At 67.8% G+C, this 18,847-nt stretch carries 28 protein-coding genes; 3 read left to right on the forward strand and 25 right to left on the reverse strand.

Annotated elements, in window-relative coordinates; all coding sequences use genetic code 11:
* Positions 1–27 precede the first annotated feature (27 nt).
* From ACFWFI_RS26595 to rpsJ, 23 genes are all read right to left on the reverse strand, one after another.
* Entirely contained in the window at positions 28–687 is a 660-nt protein-coding gene (locus tag ACFWFI_RS26595; protein ID WP_387394776.1) for an adenylate kinase, read from the reverse strand.
* A complete protein-coding gene (gene secY / locus ACFWFI_RS26600) occupies positions 687–2,006 on the reverse strand; it encodes a preprotein translocase subunit SecY (protein ID WP_073744257.1) in 1,320 nt (439 codons plus the stop codon). The genes ACFWFI_RS26595 and secY overlap by 1 nt, the downstream gene beginning before the upstream one ends.
* Before the next feature lie 224 nt (positions 2,007–2,230).
* On the reverse strand, positions 2,231–2,686 hold the full coding sequence (rplO, locus tag ACFWFI_RS26605) for a 50S ribosomal protein L15 (protein WP_329231843.1): 456 nt from the start codon (positions 2,684–2,686) through the stop codon (positions 2,231–2,233).
* Between the two features lies 1 nt (position 2,687).
* Complete coding sequence (rpmD, locus tag ACFWFI_RS26610) at positions 2,688–2,870, reverse strand: 50S ribosomal protein L30 (protein WP_214920405.1); 183 nt, start codon at positions 2,868–2,870, stop codon at positions 2,688–2,690.
* Positions 2,870–3,472, reverse strand: a complete 603-nt coding sequence (gene rpsE / locus ACFWFI_RS26615; protein ID WP_014047793.1) for a 30S ribosomal protein S5 — start codon at positions 3,470–3,472, stop codon at positions 2,870–2,872. The genes rpmD and rpsE overlap by 1 nt, the downstream gene beginning before the upstream one ends.
* A 47-nt stretch (positions 3,473–3,519) precedes the next feature.
* A complete protein-coding gene (rplR, locus tag ACFWFI_RS26620; RefSeq protein ID WP_033297607.1) occupies positions 3,520–3,903 on the reverse strand; it encodes a 50S ribosomal protein L18 in 384 nt (127 codons plus the stop codon).
* Positions 3,904–3,906: 3 nt separating this feature from the next.
* Positions 3,907–4,446 (reverse strand): 50S ribosomal protein L6, encoded by a 540-nt coding sequence (rplF, locus tag ACFWFI_RS26625; RefSeq protein WP_147959075.1) that lies wholly within the window; start codon positions 4,444–4,446, stop codon positions 3,907–3,909.
* Between the two features lie 21 nt (positions 4,447–4,467).
* Complete coding sequence (gene rpsH / locus ACFWFI_RS26630; protein WP_014154584.1) at positions 4,468–4,866, reverse strand: 30S ribosomal protein S8; 399 nt, start codon at positions 4,864–4,866, stop codon at positions 4,468–4,470.
* Positions 4,867–5,088: 222 nt separating this feature from the next.
* A complete protein-coding gene (locus tag ACFWFI_RS26635) occupies positions 5,089–5,274 on the reverse strand; it encodes a type Z 30S ribosomal protein S14 (RefSeq protein WP_003948630.1) in 186 nt (61 codons plus the stop codon).
* Positions 5,275–5,276: 2 nt separating this feature from the next.
* Positions 5,277–5,834, reverse strand: coding sequence for a 50S ribosomal protein L5 (rplE, locus tag ACFWFI_RS26640; RefSeq protein ID WP_014047789.1), 558 nt, complete (start codon positions 5,832–5,834; stop codon positions 5,277–5,279).
* Complete coding sequence (rplX, locus tag ACFWFI_RS26645) at positions 5,834–6,157, reverse strand: 50S ribosomal protein L24 (RefSeq protein WP_387394780.1); 324 nt, start codon at positions 6,155–6,157, stop codon at positions 5,834–5,836. Before rplX ends, rplE begins: the two co-directional genes overlap by 1 nt.
* Before the next feature lie 2 nt (positions 6,158–6,159).
* Positions 6,160–6,528, reverse strand: a complete 369-nt coding sequence (rplN, locus tag ACFWFI_RS26650) for a 50S ribosomal protein L14 (protein ID WP_003974257.1) — start codon at positions 6,526–6,528, stop codon at positions 6,160–6,162.
* A 100-nt stretch (positions 6,529–6,628) separates the two neighbouring features.
* A complete protein-coding gene (rpsQ, locus tag ACFWFI_RS26655; RefSeq protein ID WP_069171155.1) occupies positions 6,629–6,913 on the reverse strand; it encodes a 30S ribosomal protein S17 in 285 nt (94 codons plus the stop codon).
* Positions 6,913–7,137 carry a 50S ribosomal protein L29 gene (gene rpmC / locus ACFWFI_RS26660; RefSeq protein WP_033297602.1) on the reverse strand — a complete coding sequence of 75 codons (225 nt, stop codon included), beginning with the start codon at positions 7,135–7,137 and terminating at the stop codon, positions 6,913–6,915. The genes rpsQ and rpmC overlap by 1 nt, the downstream gene beginning before the upstream one ends.
* On the reverse strand, positions 7,137–7,556 hold the full coding sequence (gene rplP / locus ACFWFI_RS26665; RefSeq protein ID WP_014047785.1) for a 50S ribosomal protein L16: 420 nt from the start codon (positions 7,554–7,556) through the stop codon (positions 7,137–7,139). Before rplP ends, rpmC begins: the two co-directional genes overlap by 1 nt.
* A 5-nt stretch (positions 7,557–7,561) precedes the next feature.
* The gene (gene rpsC, locus ACFWFI_RS26670; protein ID WP_358973519.1) at positions 7,562–8,401 is read right to left on the reverse strand and encodes a 30S ribosomal protein S3; all 840 of its coding nucleotides are present in this window, start codon (positions 8,399–8,401) and stop codon (positions 7,562–7,564) included.
* Positions 8,401–8,748 (reverse strand): 50S ribosomal protein L22, encoded by a 348-nt coding sequence (gene rplV / locus ACFWFI_RS26675; protein ID WP_026290933.1) that lies wholly within the window; start codon positions 8,746–8,748, stop codon positions 8,401–8,403. Before rplV ends, rpsC begins: the two co-directional genes overlap by 1 nt.
* Positions 8,749–8,790: 42 nt before the next feature.
* Complete coding sequence (gene rpsS / locus ACFWFI_RS26680; RefSeq protein WP_023539342.1) at positions 8,791–9,072, reverse strand: 30S ribosomal protein S19; 282 nt, start codon at positions 9,070–9,072, stop codon at positions 8,791–8,793.
* A 12-nt stretch (positions 9,073–9,084) separates the two neighbouring features.
* The gene (gene rplB / locus ACFWFI_RS26685) at positions 9,085–9,921 is read right to left on the reverse strand and encodes a 50S ribosomal protein L2 (RefSeq protein WP_056796589.1); all 837 of its coding nucleotides are present in this window, start codon (positions 9,919–9,921) and stop codon (positions 9,085–9,087) included.
* Positions 9,922–9,960: 39 nt separating this feature from the next.
* Positions 9,961–10,299 (reverse strand): 50S ribosomal protein L23, encoded by a 339-nt coding sequence (gene rplW / locus ACFWFI_RS26690; RefSeq protein ID WP_031096361.1) that lies wholly within the window; start codon positions 10,297–10,299, stop codon positions 9,961–9,963.
* Positions 10,299–10,949, reverse strand: coding sequence for a 50S ribosomal protein L4 (gene rplD / locus ACFWFI_RS26695; protein WP_033297600.1), 651 nt, complete (start codon positions 10,947–10,949; stop codon positions 10,299–10,301). Before rplD ends, rplW begins: the two co-directional genes overlap by 1 nt.
* A gap of 4 nt (positions 10,950–10,953) precedes the next feature.
* Positions 10,954–11,598, reverse strand: coding sequence for a 50S ribosomal protein L3 (gene rplC / locus ACFWFI_RS26700; protein WP_014154591.1), 645 nt, complete (start codon positions 11,596–11,598; stop codon positions 10,954–10,956).
* A gap of 14 nt (positions 11,599–11,612) precedes the next feature.
* Positions 11,613–11,921: a 30S ribosomal protein S10 gene (gene rpsJ / locus ACFWFI_RS26705; protein ID WP_003948644.1), complete on the reverse strand. Its 309-nt coding sequence runs from the start codon at positions 11,919–11,921 to the stop codon at positions 11,613–11,615.
* A 558-nt stretch (positions 11,922–12,479) separates the two neighbouring features.
* Here rpsJ and ACFWFI_RS26710 point away from each other — a divergent pair.
* Positions 12,480–12,941 carry a GNAT family N-acetyltransferase gene (locus ACFWFI_RS26710; protein WP_387394783.1) on the forward strand — a complete coding sequence of 154 codons (462 nt, stop codon included), beginning with the start codon at positions 12,480–12,482 and terminating at the stop codon, positions 12,939–12,941.
* 203 nt (positions 12,942–13,144) lie between these two features.
* Here ACFWFI_RS26710 and ACFWFI_RS26715 read toward each other — a convergent pair whose 3' ends face one another.
* Positions 13,145–14,341, reverse strand: a complete 1,197-nt coding sequence (locus ACFWFI_RS26715) for a hypothetical protein (RefSeq protein ID WP_387394785.1) — start codon at positions 14,339–14,341, stop codon at positions 13,145–13,147.
* Positions 14,342–14,488: 147 nt separating this feature from the next.
* On the reverse strand, positions 14,489–14,992 hold the full coding sequence (locus tag ACFWFI_RS26720; protein ID WP_387394787.1) for a MarR family winged helix-turn-helix transcriptional regulator: 504 nt from the start codon (positions 14,990–14,992) through the stop codon (positions 14,489–14,491).
* A 140-nt stretch (positions 14,993–15,132) separates the two neighbouring features.
* Between ACFWFI_RS26720 and ACFWFI_RS26725 the strand changes: the two genes are divergently transcribed.
* Both ACFWFI_RS26725 and ACFWFI_RS26730 read left to right on the forward strand, forming a co-directional pair.
* Positions 15,133–16,407, forward strand: a complete 1,275-nt coding sequence (locus ACFWFI_RS26725) for an amidohydrolase family protein (RefSeq protein WP_387394789.1) — start codon at positions 15,133–15,135, stop codon at positions 16,405–16,407.
* A 253-nt stretch (positions 16,408–16,660) separates the two neighbouring features.
* Positions 16,661–18,661: a PIG-L family deacetylase gene (locus ACFWFI_RS26730; protein ID WP_387394791.1), complete on the forward strand. Its 2,001-nt coding sequence runs from the start codon at positions 16,661–16,663 to the stop codon at positions 18,659–18,661.
* Positions 18,662–18,847: the final 186 nt, after the last annotated feature.

The following is an 18,847-nucleotide window of genomic DNA, read 5'->3' on the forward strand; positions in this document are numbered from 1 at the left end:
AGCGGCTGCAGTGGTGGAGCGGAGGGCTCAGCCCTCGTCGGACTTCTTGAGGGCGTCCATGGCCCGCTCGGTCACCTCGGTGACCTTGCCGAGCGCGGAGATCGTCACGACCAGGCCCTGGGACCGGTAGTAGTCGATGATCGGCTCGGTCTGCGTGTGGTAGACCTCGAGACGGGTGCGGACCGTCTCCTCGGTGTCGTCGTCCCGCTGGTACAGCTCGCCGCCGCAGGCGTCACAAACGCCCTCGGTCTTCGGCGGGTTGTACGTCACGTGGAAGACGTGCGCGCTGTCGTTACGGCAGATACGGCGGCCGGCGATGCGCTTGACCACCTCGTCCTCGGGGACCTCGAGGTCAAGAACCGCGTCCAGCTTGACGCCCTCGCCGAGAAGCATCTCGTCGAGCGCCTCGGCCTGCCCCACATTGCGGGGGAAGCCGTCCAGCAGGAAGCCGTTCTCGGCGTCCGGCTGGGACATGCGGTCCTTGGCCATCGCGATGGTGACTTCGTCCGGCACCAGCTGTCCCGCGTCCATGTAGGCGCGGGCCTGCTTGCCAAGGTCGGTGCCCTGGCTGATGTTGGCGCGGAAGAGGTCGCCCGTGGAGATGTGCGGAATCGAAAGATTCTTGGCAAGGAACGCAGCCTGCGTTCCCTTGCCGGCACCGGGCGGCCCGACGAGGACGATTCGCATCAGCGGAGGAACCCTTCGTAATTGCGCTGCTGGAGCTGACTCTCGATCTGCTTCACGGTCTCCAGACCCACACCCACGATGATCAGGATGCTCGTCCCGCCGAACGGGAAGTTCTGGTTAGCACCGCCGAAGCCTGCCAACGCCATCGTCGGCACCAGAGCGATCAGACCCAGGTACAGCGAGCCCGGCCAAGTGATCCGGTTGAGCACGTAGCTCAGATACTCGGCAGTAGGTCGACCTGCCCGGATACCCGGGATGAAGCCACCATACTTCTTCATGTTGTCGGCGACTTCCTCGGGGTTGAACGAGATCGCCACATAGAAGAATGCGAAGAACACGATCAACAGGAAGTACGTCGCGATGTAGTACGGGTGGTCGCCCTTGACGAAGTGATCCTGAATCCAGGTCGCCCAGCCCGCGGTGGAGTTGGAGAACTGAACGATTAGAGCAGGAATGTAGAGCAGCGAAGAAGCGAAGATGACGGGAATCACACCCGCCTGGTTCACCTTCAGCGGGATGTAAGTGGACGTACCGCCGTACGACCGGCGCCCGATCATCCGCTTCGCGTACTGCACGGGAACACGGCGCTGGGCCTGCTCGACGAAGACGACGAGGCCGACCATCACGAAGCCGATGAGGATGACCGTGATGAACTCGATCCAGCCGTCGGCCAGCTTGCCGCTCTGCTTGATGGCCCACAGGGCGCCGGGGAAGCTGGCGGCGATCGAGATGAACATCAGGATCGACATGCCGTTGCCGATGCCGCGGTCGGTGATGAGCTCACCGAGCCACATGACGGCGGCGGTGCCCGCGGTCATGGTGATCACCATGACGATGGTCGTGAAGATCGACTGGTTCGGGACGATCTGATCGGCGACGGGGCAGCCGCTGAACAGCGCGCCGCTGCGAGCGGTCGCCACCAGGCCGGTGCCCTGGAGGATGGCCAGCGCGACGGTCAGATAACGCGTGTACTGCGTGATCTTGGCCGTGCCCGACTGCCCCTCCTTCTTGAGGGCTTCGAGCCGGGGGATGACGACGGTCAGCAGCTGAAGAATGATGCTGGCCGTGATGTACGGCATGATGCCGAGCGCGAAGATCGTGATCTGCAGCAGTGCACCACCGCTGAACATGTTGACCAGACCGAAGAGGCTGTTGTTGCCCTTGCTGGCCTGATCAACACAGGTCTGGACGTTCTCGTAGCTCACCCCCGGTACGGGGATGTGCGCCCCGAGTCGGTAGAGCACGATGATGCCGAGCGTGAAGAGCAGCTTCTTGCGCAGGTCGGGCGTCTTGAACGCCCGGGCGAACGCGGTGAGCACGGTGCCTCCTGCGACCCCCGCGCAAAAGCGTGAGGTGACGGTCTTGAGGATCGACGATTACGTAACAGACAAAGGACCCCGGGCGCTTGCCCGGGACTTACCACAGCAACAGTGCACGCCACCTTACCGGCGGACATGCCCCCCTAGGAACGACCAACCGGGGATGCCCCAAATGAGAGGCATCCCCGGTCGGGTGTTCAGGCCACAGCCCTGTCCGAGTTGTCTCAGACGAGTTCGGTGACGGAGCCGCCTGCGGCGGCAATCTTCTCCTTGGCGGAGCCGGAGACGGCGTCAACCGAAACCTGCAGCGCCACGGAGATCTCGCCCTGTCCGAGGACCTTGACGAGGTGGTTGTTGCGCACAGCGCCCTTGGCGACCAGATCGGCCACCGTGACCTCTCCACCCTCGGGGTAGAGCGTCGCGAGCTTGTCCAGGTTCACGACCTGGTACTCCGTGCGGAACGGGTTCTTGAAGCCCTTGAGCTTCGGGAGACGCATGTGGAGGGGCATCTGGCCACCCTCGAAGCGCTCCGGAACCTGGTAACGAGCCTTCGTACCCTTGGTACCACGGCCTGCGGTCTTACCCTTGGACGCCTCACCACGACCCACACGGGTCTTGGCGGTCTTGGCGCCCGGGGCAGGCCGGAGGTTGTGGGCCTTCAGCGGGCTGTTCTCCGCCATGTCAGTCAACCTCCTCAACCGTCACGAGGTGGCGGACGGTCTGAACCATTCCGCGGAACTCGGGGCGGTCCTCCTTGACAACCACGTCGTGCAGGCGCTTGAGCCCGAGCGAACGCAGGGTGTCGCGGTGGTTCTGCTTGCTGCCGATGTACGACTTCGTCTGCGTGATCTTGAGGCGAGCCATTACGCACCCGCTCCCGCACGTGCACGGAGCAGAGCCGCGGGGGCGACGTCCTCGAGGGGCAGACCGCGGCGGGCCGCGATCTCCTCGGGACGCTGCAGGCCCTGGAGGGCCGCCACGGTCGCGTGCACGATGTTGATCGGGTTCGAAGAACCGAGCGACTTCGACAGGATGTCGTGAACGCCGGCGCACTCCAGAACGGCGCGCACCGGGCCACCGGCGATAACACCGGTACCGGGGGAAGCAGGCTTGAGCAGAACGACGCCCGCAGCCTTCTCGCCCTGGATCGGGTGAGGGATGGTGCCCTGGATACGCGGGACCTTGAAGAAGCTCTTCTTGGCCTCTTCGACGCCCTTGGCGATGGCCGCGGGAACTTCCTTGGCCTTGCCGTATCCGACACCGACGGTGCCGTCACCATCGCCCACCACGACCAGCGCGGTGAAGCTGAAGCGACGACCACCCTTCACTACCTTGGCGACGCGGTTGATCGCGACGACGCGCTCGACGTACGCGGTCTTCTCGGCGGCAGCGCCACCGTCACGGCCCTTCCGGTCCCGCCGCTCGCCGCCACCGGCACCGCTTCCGCGGCGCTGGGGTCCAGCCATTGGATTTACCTCTCTCTGTTACGTCCGCTGTGCGTAGGAACCGGGGCTTAGAACTTCAGCCCGGCTTCACGGGCGGCGTCAGCCAGAGCGGCAATCCGCCCGGCGTACTGGTTACCACCGCGGTCAAACACGACGGCCTCGACGCCTGCAGCCTTGGCACGCTCGGCGACCAGGGCGCCGACCTGCTTGGCCTGGGCGCTCTTGTCACCTTCCGCACCACGGATCGACGTGTCCAGGGTCGACGCCGACGCGAGCGTGTGGCCCGCGATGTCGTCGATGACCTGGGCGACGATGTGGCGGTTGGAACGCGTCACAACCAGGCGCGGCCGCTCCGGCGAACCGGAGATGTGCTTGCGCACGCGGATGTGGCGGCGCTTGAGGGCGGCACGCTTGTAGGCGTCGCCCTTGGCGATCTTTACACCGTATGCCATGGCTTACTTACCCGCCTTTCCGACCTTGCGGCGGATAACCTCGCCGGCGTACTTGACGCCCTTGGCCTTGTACGGGTCAGGCTTCCGCAGCTTGCGGATCTTCGCCGAGACCTCGCCGACCTTCTGCTTGTCGATGCCCTCGACACTGAACTTCGTGGGCGACTCGACCTTGAAGGTGATGCCCTCGGGGGCCTCGATGAGGATCGGGTGGCTGTAGCCCAGGGCGAACTCCAGGTTGGAGCCCTTCGCCTGAACTCGGTAACCGACACCGCTGATCTCGAGCGCCTTGCTGTATCCCGCGGTCACGCCGGTGATCATGTTCGCCACCAGCGTGCGGGACAGGCCGTGAAGGGCCTTGTTCTGACGCTCGTCGTTCGGGCGGACGACGTTGAGCACGCCGTCCTCACCCTTGGTGACCTCGATCGGCGCTGCGACGGTGTGCGAGAGGGAACCCTTGGGGCCCTTCACCGCGACCGTGCGGCCATCGATGGTGACGTCCACACCGGCGGGAACCTGGATGGGGAGCTTGCCGATTCGCGACATGAGCTATTCCTCCGTTCCCGACTACCAGACGTAGGCGAGGACTTCCCCACCTACGCCCTTCTTGCTGGCCTGCTGGCCGGTCAGGAGACCGTGGGACGTGGAGATGATCGCCACGCCCAGGCCACCGAGAACCTTCGGCAGATTGGTGGACTTTGCGTATACACGCAGACCCGGCTTCGAAATGCGCTTGATGCCGGCAATCGAACGCTCGCGGTTCGGCCCGAACTTCAGCTCGAGAACGAGGCTCTTGCCGACCTCGGCGTCCTCGACCTTCCAGCCGGTGATGAAGCCCTCCTGCTGGAGGATCTCCGCGATGTGCGACTTGATCTTGCTGTGCGGCATTGCGACATCGTCGTGATACGCCGAGTTCGCGTTACGCAGACGCGTGAGCATGTCTGCGATGGGATCAGTCATGGTCATGAGTTGGCCTTCGGCCTCTCTCGCCGGGGTTTCCTGTATGCGCCATCCCTCTCCCCACTCAGTGGCGGGACGGGTGCGGTGCGGGGACCTACGGCGTAGTAAGTCGGTCAGGGCGGCAGGCGCCCAACCCTTCAAGCCTACGGCATGAAAAGCGGGGCTCCTGCCGACCAGATACTTACCGAGAGCTTCTGGTACTCCCAACGCCCGGAGGGCGAAGGAGAATTACCAGGAGCTCTTGGTCACGCCCGGCAGCTCGCCACGGTGAGCCATCTCACGAAGGCACACGCGGCACAGGCCGAACTTGCGGTAGACGGAGTGGGGCCGGCCGCAGCGCTGGCAGCGGGTGTACCCGCGAACGCCGAACTTCGGCTTACGGGCGGCCTTAGCGATCAGAGCCTTCTTCGCCACGGTCAGTTCTCCTTGAACGGGAAGCCGAGGTGACGAAGCAGGGCACGACCCTCGTCGTCGTTGGTCGCCGTGGTGACCACGGTGATGTCCATGCCCCGGACCCGGTCGATCTTGTCCTGGTCGATCTCGTGGAACATGACCTGCTCCGTGAGACCGAAGGTGTAGTTGCCACGGCCGTCGAACTGCTTCGGCGACAGGCCACGGAAGTCACGGATACGCGGAAGCGCGAGCGACAGCGTACGGTCCAGGAACTCCCACATGCGGTCACCACGGAGGGTGACGTGGCAGCCGATCGGCTGCCCCTCGCGCAGCTTGAACTGCGCGATCGACTTGCGGGCCTTGGTGACGGCCGGCTTCTGGCCAGTGATCGTGGTGAGGTCCCTGACGGCACCGTCGATCAGCTTGGAGTCGCGGGCGGCGTCGCCCACACCCATGTTGACCACGATCTTGACCAGACCGGGAACCTGCATGACGTTCTCGTACGAGAACTCCTCACGCAGCTTGCCGGCGATTTCCTCGCGGTAGCGCGTCTTGAGACGCGGCGCAGTGGTGGTCGTCATCAGATGTCCTCACCGGTCCGCTTGGCAACGCGGATCTTCTTGCCCTCGTCGTCAAAGCGGTAGCCGACGCGGGTGACGACCTTGTTGCCGTCCTTCTCCACGACCAGCTGAACGTTGCTGACGTGAATCGGGGCCTCGGTGGTGACAATGCCACCCGTCTGCGAGCCGCGAGCCGTCTGACCGGCCTTGGTGTGCTTCTTGACCCGGTTGACACCCTCGACGAGAACACGGTCCTGCGTGGGGAAGGCCACAATGACCTTGCCCTGCTTGCCCTTGTCCTTACCGGTGATGACCTGAACCAGGTCGCCCTTCTTGATCTTCATGCTTACAGCACCTCCGGCGCGAGCGAGATGATCTTCATGAACTTCTTCTCGCGCAGCTCACGGCCCACCGGGCCGAAGATACGGGTGCCGCGGGGGTCGCCGTCGTTCTTGAGAATGACAGCGGCGTTCTCGTCGAAGCGGATGTACGAGCCATCCGGACGACGACGCTCCTTCACGGTGCGAACGATGACGGCCTTGACGACGTCACCCTTCTTCACGTTGCCACCGGGGATCGCGTCCTTCACGGTGGCGACGATGACGTCACCGATGCCCGCGTAGCGGCGACCCGAGCCACCGAGAACACGGATGGTGAGAATTTCCTTCGCACCCGTGTTGTCGGCGACGCGCAGTCGCGACTCCTGCTGGATCACGTCTATCTCCTGATCGTCTGCCGGTTCCCGGCAGGGGCTCCGTTGCGGAAGCCCCTGCCGAGCCTGGCGGAACTGTCCTGAGGGGAGACCCCCTCAGGGATTACTTGGCCTTCTCGAGGATCTCGACGATGCGCCAGCGCTTCGTGGCAGACAGCGGACGCGTCTCCATGATGACAACGCGGTCGCCGACGCCTGCAGCGTTCTGCTCGTCGTGGGCCTTGAGCTTGTTCGTACGGCGGATGACCTTGCCGTACAGCGCGTGCTTGACGCGGTCCTCGACAGCGACGACGACGGTCTTGTCCATCTTGTCGCTGACGACCAGACCCTCACGGGTCTTGCGGAAACCGCGGTCGGTGTTCGTCTCAGTCACAGTCTTCTCGCTCATCAGACGCTCTCCACCGTCTCGATACCGAGCTCGCGCTCGCGCATCAGGGTGTAGATCCGGGCGATGTCCTTACGGACGGACTTGAGCCGACCGTGGTTCTCGAGCTGTCCGGTCGCCGCCTGGAAGCGGAGGTTGAACAGCTCTTCCTTGGCCTCGCGGAGCTTGTTGAGGAGCTCCTCGCCGCCCAGTTCGCGCAGCTCGGACGCCTTGGTACCGGCCGACATCACGACTCACCTGCCTCGCGCCGAACGATCCGGCACTTCATCGGAAGCTTGTGAGCAGCGCGGGTGAGCGCCTCACGAGCAATCTTCTCGTTCGGGTAGGACAGCTCGAACATCACCCGTCCGGGCTTGACGTTCGCGATCCACCACTCGGGAGAACCCTTACCGGAACCCATGCGGGTCTCGGCAGGCTTCTTCGTCAGGGGACGGTCCGGGTAGATGTTGATCCAGACCTTGCCGCCACGCTTGATGTGGCGGGTCATCGCGATACGAGCTGCCTCGATCTGGCGGTTCGTCACGTACGCCGGGGTCAGCGCCTGGATGCCGTACTCGCCGAACGCAACCTGCGTGCCACCCTTGGACATACCGCTGCGCTTCGGGTGGTGCTGCTTGCGGTGCTTGACCCTACGGGGGATCAGCATTTCGGTCAGGCCTCCGTTCCGGTGCTCTCAGCCGGAGCAGCGGCGGCGGGAGCGTCGGCCTTGGGGGCCTCCGCTGCCGGCGCGGACTGCTGCGGCTTGCGACCGCCGCGGCCGCCACGCTCGCCACCACGGCCACCGCGGCCGGCCGGGCGGTCGGCGCCGCCACGAGCCGGACGGTTACCGGCGCGGGCCGCGGCGTTCTCGGCGCGAACCTCGGCGATGTTCTTGACGTCGCCCTTGTAGATCCAGACCTTCACACCGATGCGGCCGAAGGTCGTCTTGGCCTCGAAGAAGCCGTAGTCGACGTTCGCACGGAGCGTGTGCAGGGGCACGCGGCCCTCGCGGTAGAACTCCGAGCGGGACATCTCGGCGCCGCCGAGGCGGCCACCGCACTGGATCTTGATGCCCTTGGCGCCGGCCTTCATCGTGCTCTGCATGCTCTTACGCATGGCACGACGGAAGGAGACGCGGGAGGAGAGCTGCTCGGCGACGGCCTGGGCCACCAGCTGAGCGTCCACCTCGGGGTTCTTGACCTCGAGGATGTTCAGCTGGACCTGCTTGCCGGTCAGCTTCTCCAGCTCGCCACGGATGCGGTCGGCCTCGGCGCCACGGCGGCCGATGACGATGCCCGGGCGGGCGGTGTGGATGTCAACGCGGACGCGGTCGCGGGTGCGCTCGATCTCAACCTTCGAGATGCCGGCTCGCTCCATGCCCTTCGTCATCATGCGACGAATGGCAACGTCTTCCTTGACGTAGTCCTTGTACAGCTTGTCGGCGTACCAACGGGACTTGAAGTCCGTGGTAATGCCGAGCCGGAACCCGTGCGGGTTTACCTTCTGGCCCATTACCGGGTTCCTTCCTTGCTGCTGACGACCACGGTGATGTGGCTGGTCCGCTTACGGATCCGGTAGGCACGGCCCTGAGCACGCGGACGGAACCGCTTCAGGGTCGGGCCCTCGTCCACGTACGCCTCGCTGATGACCAGCGAAGAGGCGTCAGGGTGGTCGTAGTTGTGTGCAGCGTTGGCAATGGCGCTGTCAAGCACCTTGCCAACCGGCACGCTCGCGGCCTGCGGGGCGAAACGCAGGACCGCCTGAGCCTCCGTGGCATCCATGCCACGGATGAGGTCCACCACGCGGCGGGCCTTCATGGGCGTGACGCGGATGTACCGCGCCTGGGCCCTGGCTTCCATGGTTGTCCCTTCGGTGTGAGTCATAGTCGTTTCCACCCCGCGCTAGCGGCGCTTCGACTTCCGGTCGTCCTTGACGTGGCCGCGGAAGGTGCGAGTCGGCGAGAACTCGCCGAGCTTGTGGCCGACCATCGACTCGGTGACGAACACCGGGACATGGATCTTGCCGTTGTGCACCGCGATGGTGTGACCCAGCATGGCCGGGATGATCATCGAGCGACGGGACCAGGTCTTGATGACGTTCTTGGTGCCTGCCTCGTTCTGTACGTCCACCTTCTTGATGAGGTGGCCGTCGACGAAGGGCCCCTTCTTGAGACTGCGCGGCATCTAAACCCGCTCCTAGCGCTTCTTGTTCGTCTTGCGGCGGCGGACGATGTACTTGCTCGATGCCTTCTTCGGCGAGCGAGTACGACCCTCCTTCTGACCCCACGGCGAGACCGGGTGACGTCCACCGGAGGTCTTGCCTTCACCACCACCGTGCGGGTGGTCAACCGGGTTCATCGCGACACCGCGGACGGTCGGGCGAACGCCCTTCCAGCGCATACGGCCGGCCTTGCCCCAGTTGATGTTCGACTGCTCGGCGTTGCCGACCTCACCGATGGTGGCGCGGCAGCGGGCGTCGACCAGCCGGATCTCTCCGGAAGGCATACGAAGGTGGGCCATCGTGCCCTCCTTCGCCAGCAGCTGCACGGACGCACCCGCGGAACGGGCGAACTTCGCGCCGCCGCCGGGCCGCAGCTCGATGGCGTGGATGGTCGTACCGACCGGGATGTTGCGCAGCGCCAGGTTGTTGCCGGGCTTGATGTCTGCGGTCGGACCGTTCTCGACGCGGTCACCCTGCGACAGGCCACGCGGGGCGACGATGTAACGCTTCTCGCCGTCCGCGTAGTGCAGCAGCGCGATGCGCGCGGTGCGGTTCGGGTCGTACTCGATGTGCGCGACCTTGGCCGGCACGCCGTCCTTGTCGTGACGACGGAAGTCGATCACTCGGTAGGCGCGCTTGTGGCCACCGCCCTGGTGGCGAACGGTCACACGACCGGCGTTGTTACGGCCGCCCTTGCTGTGCAGGGGGCGGACCAGCGACTTCTCCGGCGTGGACCGCGTGATCTCGACAAAGTCGGCGACGCTGGAGCCACGACGGCCCGGGGTCGTCGGCTTGTACTTGCGGATACCCATTTCTCAGTCCTCGTCCGATTCCGGACGACTCGACCTCCGTCAGGAGGTCGGGCCGCCGAAGATGTCGATACGGTCGCCCTCGGCGAGGGTCACGATGGCGCGCTTGGTGTCAGCGCGCTTGCCGAAGCCGGTCTTGGTCCGCTTGCGCTTGCCCTGCCGGTTGATCGTGTTGACCCCGGTGACCTTGACCGAGAAGACCGCTTCCACGGCCTGCTTGATCTGGGTCTTGTTGGAGCCGGGCGCGACGATGAACGTGTACTTGTTCTCGTCGAGCAGCGCATAGCTCTTCTCGGAGACAACCGGCTTGACGAGAACGTCGCGCGGGTCCGAGTAGGTCTTGCTCGTGATGGTCGAGCTGGTAACGGTCGCCTCACTCATCAGGCGGCGCTCCCTTCGGTCTCAGCGGTCTGGGGGCCAGACACGAAGGACTCGAAAGCGGCCTGGGTGAAGACCACGTCGTCAGAGACGATCACGTCGTACGTGTTCAGCTGGCCCGGCTCCAGGATGTGCACCTGGGGCAGGTTGCGAGCGGACAGCCACGCGGCCTCGTCGGCGCGGTCGACGACCAGGAGCAGGTTGCTGCGCTCCGAGATCTTGCCGAGCAGCGTCTTGGCGGCCTTCGTGGAGATCCCACCCTCGACCACGCCGGTGACGACGTGGATGCGGGAGTGACGCGCCCGGTCCGAGAGGGCACCGCGCAGGGCGGCGGCCTTCATCTTCTTCGGGGTGCGCTGCGAGTAGTCACGCGGCTGCGGGCCGTGGACGACGCCACCGCCGGCGAACTGCGGCGCACGGGTCGAACCCTGGCGCGCGCGGCCGGTGCCCTTCTGGCGGTACGGCTTGCGCCCACCACCACGGACTTCGCCGCGGGTCTTGGTCTTGTGCGTGCCCTGACGGGCAGCTGCCAGCTGTGCGACGACGACCTGGTGGATCAGCGGAACGCTGGTCTTCGCGTCGAAGATCTCCGCGGGGAGCTCGACGGTACCGGCCTTGTCGCCTGCCGGCGAAAGGATGTCAATGGTGCTCATTACCTCAAGCCCCCTTGGCCGCGGTACGGACCAGGACGAGGCCGCCGTTCGGACCGGGGACCGCGCCCTTGATGAGCAGCAGACCCTTCTCCGCGTCAACCGCGTGGATGGTCAGGTTCTGGGTGGTGACGCGCTCGTTACCCATGCGACCGGCCATGCGCATGCCCTTGAAGACACGCCCAGGGGTGGCGCAGCCACCGATCGAACCGGGGGAACGGTGCTTGCGCTGGACGCCGTGGCCGGCGCCGAGGCCCTTGAAGTTGTGACGCTTCATGACACCGGCGAAGCCCTTGCCCTTGCTCTTGCCCGTGACGTCAACCTTGACGCCGGACTCGAACACCTCGGCAGTGACCTCCTGGCCCAGCGTGTACTCGCTGGCGTCAGGGGTGCGGAGCTCCACCAGGTGGCGGCGCGGGGTCACGTCGGCCTTGGCGAAGTGGCCCTTGAGGGGCTTGTTCACCTTGCGCGGGTCGATCTCGCCGAAGGCGATCTGGACCGACTCGTAGCCGTCGCTGTCATTCGTGCGAACCTGCGTCACGACGCACGGACCGGCCTTGACGACGGTCACCGGGACAACCCGGTTGTTCTCGTCCCAGACCTGGGTCATGCCGAGCTTCTCGCCCAGGACGCCCTTGATGTTCTTGCTCATCTCGGCCCGTCCCCTCAGAGCTTGATCTCGATGTCGACGCCTGCCGGCAGGTCGAGGCGCATCAGCGAGTCAACCGTCTTCGGCGTGGGGTCGAGAATGTCGATGAGGCGCTTGTGCGTGCGCATCTCGAAGTGCTCGCGAGAGTCCTTGTACTTGTGCGGCGACTTGATGACGCAGTACACGTTCTTCTCAGTGGGCAGCGGCACCGGGCCCGCGACCGACGCACCAGTGCGGGTCACCGTCTCGACGATCTTCTTCGCCGAGGAGTCGATGACCTCGTGGTCGTAGGCCTTGAGCCGGATGCGGATCTTCTGTCCCGCCATGGCTACTAGTAGTCCTGTCTCTCAATAACGCTCTGGAACCCGGAAGTTCTCGTAACCTCCGCCTCCGACCCACGCGGTCGGGCGTGTCGCATCCCCTCTACGAAGATCTCCCGAAGGATTTCCCAACCAAGGGGGTGCGGGCCGAAACCGCGCTGCCGGGGGCGAAACCCCACCGGGTGCCTGGCCTGCGCCCTGCTGAACTTCCCGAAAGATTCCCGTACGTCCGACCCTGGGGGTCGACGAGTACTGTGGGACTCGCTTCCGGTCCTCCCGGCGGGAGGCGCGCAGCATTGACACTCAACCGAGCAACCTGGCTAGTGTGCCACACGGCTCCGGGGCCTGGCCAATCGGGCCGGGGATCTTACCCCCTGTGAGGGACCGGTCAAACGCAGGCGCCTTTCCGGAGGACCGCACAGCTCGGCCCGGCATGCAGTCGCATGACCGTTCGACGTGTCCGTGGATGGGATGAAGACGCCTCCTGCGCATACGCCAGGGGGACTTCCGGACCCGGCGACCACGGCCGAGAGCCTGTTCGCCGAGGCCTGACAGAATCCGGCCATGTCTACGAGCACCGTCCAGGGCTGGGGCCTGCGTCCCGCCACCTCCGAGGACGTCGAGGTCATGGCCGAGCTCCGGGCCGTCGTCATGCGCCCGGACCTGGAACGACTGGGCCGGTACGACGAGCACCGCGTGCGGCAGCGGTTCCGTGACTCCTACGCCCCCGAGCACACCGTGGTGCTGGAGGCGGAGGGCGCGTTCGCGGGGTGCGTGACCCTGCGCCCCTCCGGGGATGGCTGCCGGTGGCTGGAGAGCTTCTTCCTCGCCCCGGAGCTCCAGGGCCGGGGCATAGGCGGCGCGGTCCTGGCCGAGCTCCTCGCCCGTACGGACGCCGAGGGCGTGCCGGTCCGCCTGCAGGTCCTCCGGGGCAGCGCCGCGCGCCGGCTCTACGAACGCCACGGCTTCACCACCGAGCGGGAGGACCCGGTGGACACGTACATGGTCCGCCTGCCCAGCACCTGATCGCGGCCGGCCCCGGGCAGAGCGGGGCCAGCTTCCCGCCGCGTACTCCAGGAAGCGGGTCCATGCGCGCGCGTCCACGCCGATCTCAGGGCCCGGCACCCCGACAGCGTCCGCCATGCGCTGCCGACCGACCTGCCGGTCCCGCCGAAGCACCCGGCCAAGCTCCTGCGTACGCGGCCGCTGACGGGGCGGCGCACCTCACCTCACGTACGGGTGAGCGTGCCGCAGGACCCGTCGGGCTGCCACTCACTGCGGTCGTAGGGGTCCACGTCAGCCCCGCCGCGGTCGGGGTCCGGGCTGTCGCCGGGGAAGGCCGGGTGCAGGAAGCCGTCGTTCACCTCGCAGGCGGAGTTGCCGAAGTTCTGCTGGGAACTGACCACGGAGAGCTTGCCGGGCGTCGCCACGAACCGCTCCGGGTCGTGCAGCGCCGTCGTGAGTTTCCGCCGCACGATCGTGCGCGCCACCTCATCGCCGCCCACCCTCACCAACGGGTAGACGAAGGTGTAGTCGGCGTGCACCTCCACGGAGCCCGTGGGCCCCGCTTCGAAGGTCATCCGTCCGCGGGTCTTGACGACCTCTCCCACCAGTTGGGTCTCGTCCGGATCGAACCGGCTGAACAGCATCAGCGGGTCCTGTTCCCCGCCGGGCTCCGCCAGCGACCGCTCAAGTCGCTCACGCTCCCCCTTCTGCAAGGGGTCGATCAGGTCCAGCGCCTCTTCGGGCTTCTCCCCGCGCAGGGTGGCCGGGTCGAGGTTGGCGTCGACGAGCAACTGCCGGGTGGTCCGCAGGGCCTGCGCGACCTCGTCCTTGCTCATCCCTCCGACCGCCTCGGCCTCCGGGATCTCGATCCCCGCAGCCCCGTCCGCCCAGCGGAGCGCGGGCGAGCCCCGGAAGGGCTCCTCCCGTGTCGGCCGCTCCAGGTCGGGCCCGTCGGCAGGCGCGGCAGTGGGCGGCGCGGTCTCGGCGGGCAGCGGCGCGGCGTCCACGGAGCCGCCGCCTCCGGGAAGGTGGTCGGTCAGCAGACTCGGCCGCATGGTGACCACCAGGATCGCCGCGACCACGACGAACCCCAGGACCCCGGCGATGCGCTTCCGTGAGCGGCCGTTCCTCTGCTGCAAGGTGGGTCCGGTGCGCCAGCCGTCCGGCTGCCACTGCTCGGCCGGACCGCCCTTCCTGCCCCGGCGCCTCCCGCTCGCGGCAGCCTCCTCGTCCAGCGCCCGCAGACGCGCGGTGACCATCCGGGCACGGGCCGAGGGCTCCTTCGGAGCGTCGCCCCCGCCGCTCTCGGCCTGCCGGATGAGTTCCGCCCACTGCTCGTCGGAGACGGAGCCCCCGTCGTCAGGGCGACCGGACGGCTCTCCTGCCTCGGACGGCTCTCCTGCCGGCGTTCTGGTGCTCACTGTTCTGTTCCACTCCCCCACACGACTCTGCCGCCACCAGTTGATGCCGCCGCGCAGCATTCAGACAAGAGTGCGAAACGAACGGTGACGATCACGTGACGCTCTCGCCCCGGACATTCCGCGGCAAGAGCGGCCGGAAGGGCGCAGTCACCGCGCGGAGGGACCGTCCTCGCTGCCGGGCGTGGGGAGTTGGGCCGTGGCGTCGGCGTACTTCAGGAGCAGCCGCGCGAATTCGACACGTTCCTCAGCGGGCCAGTCACGAGTGATGTGCTCGAAGGCCTGCCGCTGCTGGCTGCGGAAGTGGCCGAGAAGGGTGATGCCGTCCTCGGTCAGCCGGAGCACGGTGCGCCTGCCGTCCTGCTGCGAGGCCGTGCGGACCAGATAGCCATGGGTGATGCAGTCGCTCGCCATCCGGCTGGCCACGGACGGATCGACCATGAGGTGATCGGCGAGCCCGCCGACCGTGATTTCACCGCCCGCCACGGTCGCCTCGTCGACGAGGTTGAGGACCAGATTGCGCTTGAGGTCCTTACGGCCCACCGGGGGGTCCACAGGAGCCTGCATGGTGCGCCGCCGGAGTCGGGCGAAAGCCACGCCCACGGCATCCAGCAGGGCCTCTCCTTGCGGGGTGGAGGCATCGGAGAACGTCACGCCACGACCTTACCGCAGAAGCTTGCAAACAGCAGTTGTGTGCAAACATGCATGGAGTTGCACGTAGCATTGGCCTGACCGACGCGGTGAGGATGTTCGCCGCACCAGGCCTTCCGGCCTGCGAAGAAAGGTGGAGCAGCATGGTTACGGCCATCACCGGCGCCCGTGTGTTCGACGGCGAGCGCGTCCGGGAGCAGACCACCGTCCTGTTGGACGGCACCCGCATCGTCGCGGTCGGCGGGGAGCCGCCCGCGGGGGCGGACATCGTCGACGCCTCGGGCTCGACGCTCCTGCCCGGTCTGATCGACTCCCACGTCCACACCTCCGAGGACGGGCTCGCGCTGGCGCTGCGTTTCGGCGTCACCACGGAGCTGGAGATGCAGGGGATGTACACCAGGGGCAACCGTGAGCACCTGCTCGGCAACGACTCCGTCGCCGATGTCCGCTCCTCGGGATTCGGCATCACCCCGCCCGGCGGGCACCCCAGCGAACTGCTCCCCGAGGACTTCGAACCGGGAGGCCACGGAGAACCGGAATCCGGAGAATCGGGCCACGGAGAACAGCGGGACCACGGCCCGGCTCCGCTGATGCCGTTCTCCAGCACCCCGGCCGAAGCGGTCGGCTTCATCCCGCGGCTCGTCGCCGCCGGATCGGACTACATCAAGTTCATGGTCGACGACGGCTCCGTCGAGGGGCACCCCGGCCTGCCCATGCTCGACCAGGCGACCCTGACCGCCGGGGTCGCGGAGGCGCACCGGCACGGGATGCTCACGATCGCCCACACCCTGACCGTCGACGCGACGCTGATGGCGATCGAAGCCGGCATCGACGGCTTCGCCCATCTGTTCATGGACCAGCCGCACACCGACGAGATCATCGGTCTCATCGCCGCCTCCGGCGCGTTCGTCGCCCCCTGTGTCGTCCTGAACGCCTCGATGACGGGCATCACCGGCTCGGACCTCGCCGACGACCCGCGCGTCGGCTCACGTCTGGACCCCGCCTGGAACGAGACCCTGCGCAGCAGCTACAACCGCTACCCCCAGGGCAAGCTGGAGGACGTCCTGGCCTCGGTCAAGGCACTGCACGACGCCGGGGTCGATCTCCTCGCCGGCACCGACGCCGCCCCCATGCCGCTGCCGTTCCTGGGCGGCATGGTCCACGGCGCCGGCGTCCACCACGAGCTGCAGTACCTCGTCCGGGCCGGCCTCACGCCGGTTCAGGCCCTGCGCGCCGCCACCCTCACCCCGGCACGTCGTTTCGGCCTGACGGACCGCGGCCGCATCGCCGAGGGTCTCCGCGCCGACCTGCTCCTGGTGGACGGCGACCCCACAACCACCATCAGCGACACCCTCAACCTCCGCGCGGTCTGGCGCCGCGGCACGCTCACCCGGCTCGCGGCCGGATCGGCCCGCTGACCGACCGGCTCGCGGAACCGGACGCGGCCCGTCCGGAGCCTCGGCCACGAGCAGGCCCTCCCCACCGGGCAACCCGGCCGCCCCGATCTCCGTCTATCCCCCCGCAGGAACAGGCGCACAGCCCTGACCTGCGCTGACCAACAGCACGCAGCTCTGGGCACCCGCCCGTCCGCTGCGGGGGGACGCGGACGGAGTGCGTGGCGTGACGGATGGACCTGCCCTGCCCGGAAACGGTGTGCGACGACGCACCGTCATGACCACGGCCCTCGCCGGCGCGGCACTCAGCGCCTGCTCGGTGCCGCCGCCCCGGCGTACCGATCCCGCCCCTGATCCGGCCCCCGGCCAGGCCATCAGCACCGGCCGCCGGGCACTGCTCATGCAGATACTCGCCCACCCGGACGACGACCTGTACTTCATGAACCCGGACACCCGGCGCGCACTCGACGCAGGGACGCCGCTGGTCTGCGTGTACCTCACGGCCGGCGAGGCCGACGGGGTCAACAAGATCCCCGGCCGCGCCCGCCCGGCAGCGGACAAGGCCGCGTACTCCTCCGCCCGCCACCAGGGGCTCCGGCAGGCGTACGCGACCCTCCTCGGGCTGGAGAAGTTCACACCGTGGGAGATATCCGTCGCCGAGCTCGGCGACGGGCACCGGGCCGAGGTCAACACCCTGGCCGCCGGGGGGCGCAGGGTCGAGCTGATCTTCCTCAACACGGCCATGCACACCACCCGCCAACGGCTCGGGCTGCCCAGTCTCTGGCAGGACCGCCGGCTCGCCCTGCGCACCGTGGTCGCCGACGACTCACCGGTGCGGCGGGCCGGTTCGTACACGTACGACGGGCTGCTGGACGTCCTCGTCGGACTGATGCGGGACTACCGCCCCACCGTCGTCCACACGCTCGACCCCGATCCCGACGTCCAGCACAGCACCGAGGCCGTACGCCGCAAGGACAGCGAACAGCACGGCTACTCCGATCACGCCGACCACACCGCCGCCGCGTGCTTCAGCTGGGCCGCGATGATCCGGTGGACGGCCGGGGCCACGGCCGCGGGCGGCGAGGTGCCCGGCTTCGGGGTGACCGCCTACCGCGGCTACTACAACCGGCACTGGCCGAAGAACCTGCCGTCGGATGTCCTTGAGGAGAAGGCGGCCCACCTCGTCCCCTACGGCGGGTCGCCGGACTGGGACTGCGGCAACCCCTCCGGCTGCGGCGACTACAACGTCGGCGGTGACCGTCCTCTGACCAACCGCAAGGGCTGGGTCCGCTCCACCCACCACCGCTACCCGGGCCCCCGCGTCGTCACGGCCGCCGGACCCGACGGCCGGCTCGGCGCGTACGCCGTGCTCGGCCTGCGCCTGGTCCGGTGGCAGGAGACCACGACGGGCAGCGGGGTCTGGGGTCCCCCGCTGGATCTCGGCGGCGGGCCCCTGGCACCCGCCCTGGGCTCGGCCACCACGGGCGACGGCCGTCTGCTCGTGTTCGGGCTGCGCTTCGCGGCACTGGCCGGCCACGGCACCGACAACGACCGCGAGATCGTGGTGCTGGAACAGAGCGCCCAGGACGGCGGATTCCTCGCCTGGCGCGGTGTCGGTACCCCCTCCCCCCGGCGGGACGACGGGCGCCGCATAGGTGTACCGGTGGCCCAGGCGGCCCCGGACGGCCGCGTCCACCTCTTCGTACGCACCGCGGAGAAAGGCCTCAGCACCCGGGTGAGGAACACCGACGGCAGGTGGGGCCCGTGGCAGGACATGGGCGGCGGCGAGGTCCAGGACGGCCTGGCCACCGCCGTGGACGGGGCCGGACGCGTCCACGTGTACGGCGCCGGCCACCACGCTGTGCACCACTGGACCCAGGACGAACCCGGTGACCAGCTGACGGCCCGCACCCAGATCGGGGAGGGCCCGGTGCCAGGGACGCCCCCGGCCGCGCTGCCCGCCGCCGACGGCTCCGTAGCCGTGTATTACCGCGGCCAGGCCTCGGGCCGACTCACCGCGGTCCGGCCGGGGGCCGCGTCGGAGCAACCGGGCTTCGACGGCTACGGCCCCGTGACTGCCGCCTCGCCGCCGCGCGGCCCGGTGCTGCTGGGCCGCACATCGGAGGGCCGCCTCCAGCTCCGTACGGCCGAGGCGCTCTCCGTGCGGACGGGCGGACCGGTGGCCCTGGACGGGGCCGTACTCCACGTCGACGACGCGGGACGGCCGGCCGTCGCCGGGCTGGGCACGGACGCGCTGCCGTGGCTCTGGCGCCCGTAGCCCGTGCCGCGGCGCCCCGGACGCGAGGGGTCAGCCGCTGCCGGCTTCGGTGACCCTCGCCGCCTTCCTTGGGCGGGTCACGCCGATTCGGGCCAGGAGAGCAGCGGCCCCGCGCACACCGAAGGGCCCCGCACGTGTGCGTGTTCCGCCGGGTCGGAGCAGATGAGTTCGACCTCGTGGAACTGT

This window comes from Streptomyces sp. NPDC060209 (assembly GCF_042728155.1).
Taxonomy (GTDB): Bacteria; Actinomycetota; Actinomycetes; order Streptomycetales; family Streptomycetaceae; genus Streptomyces.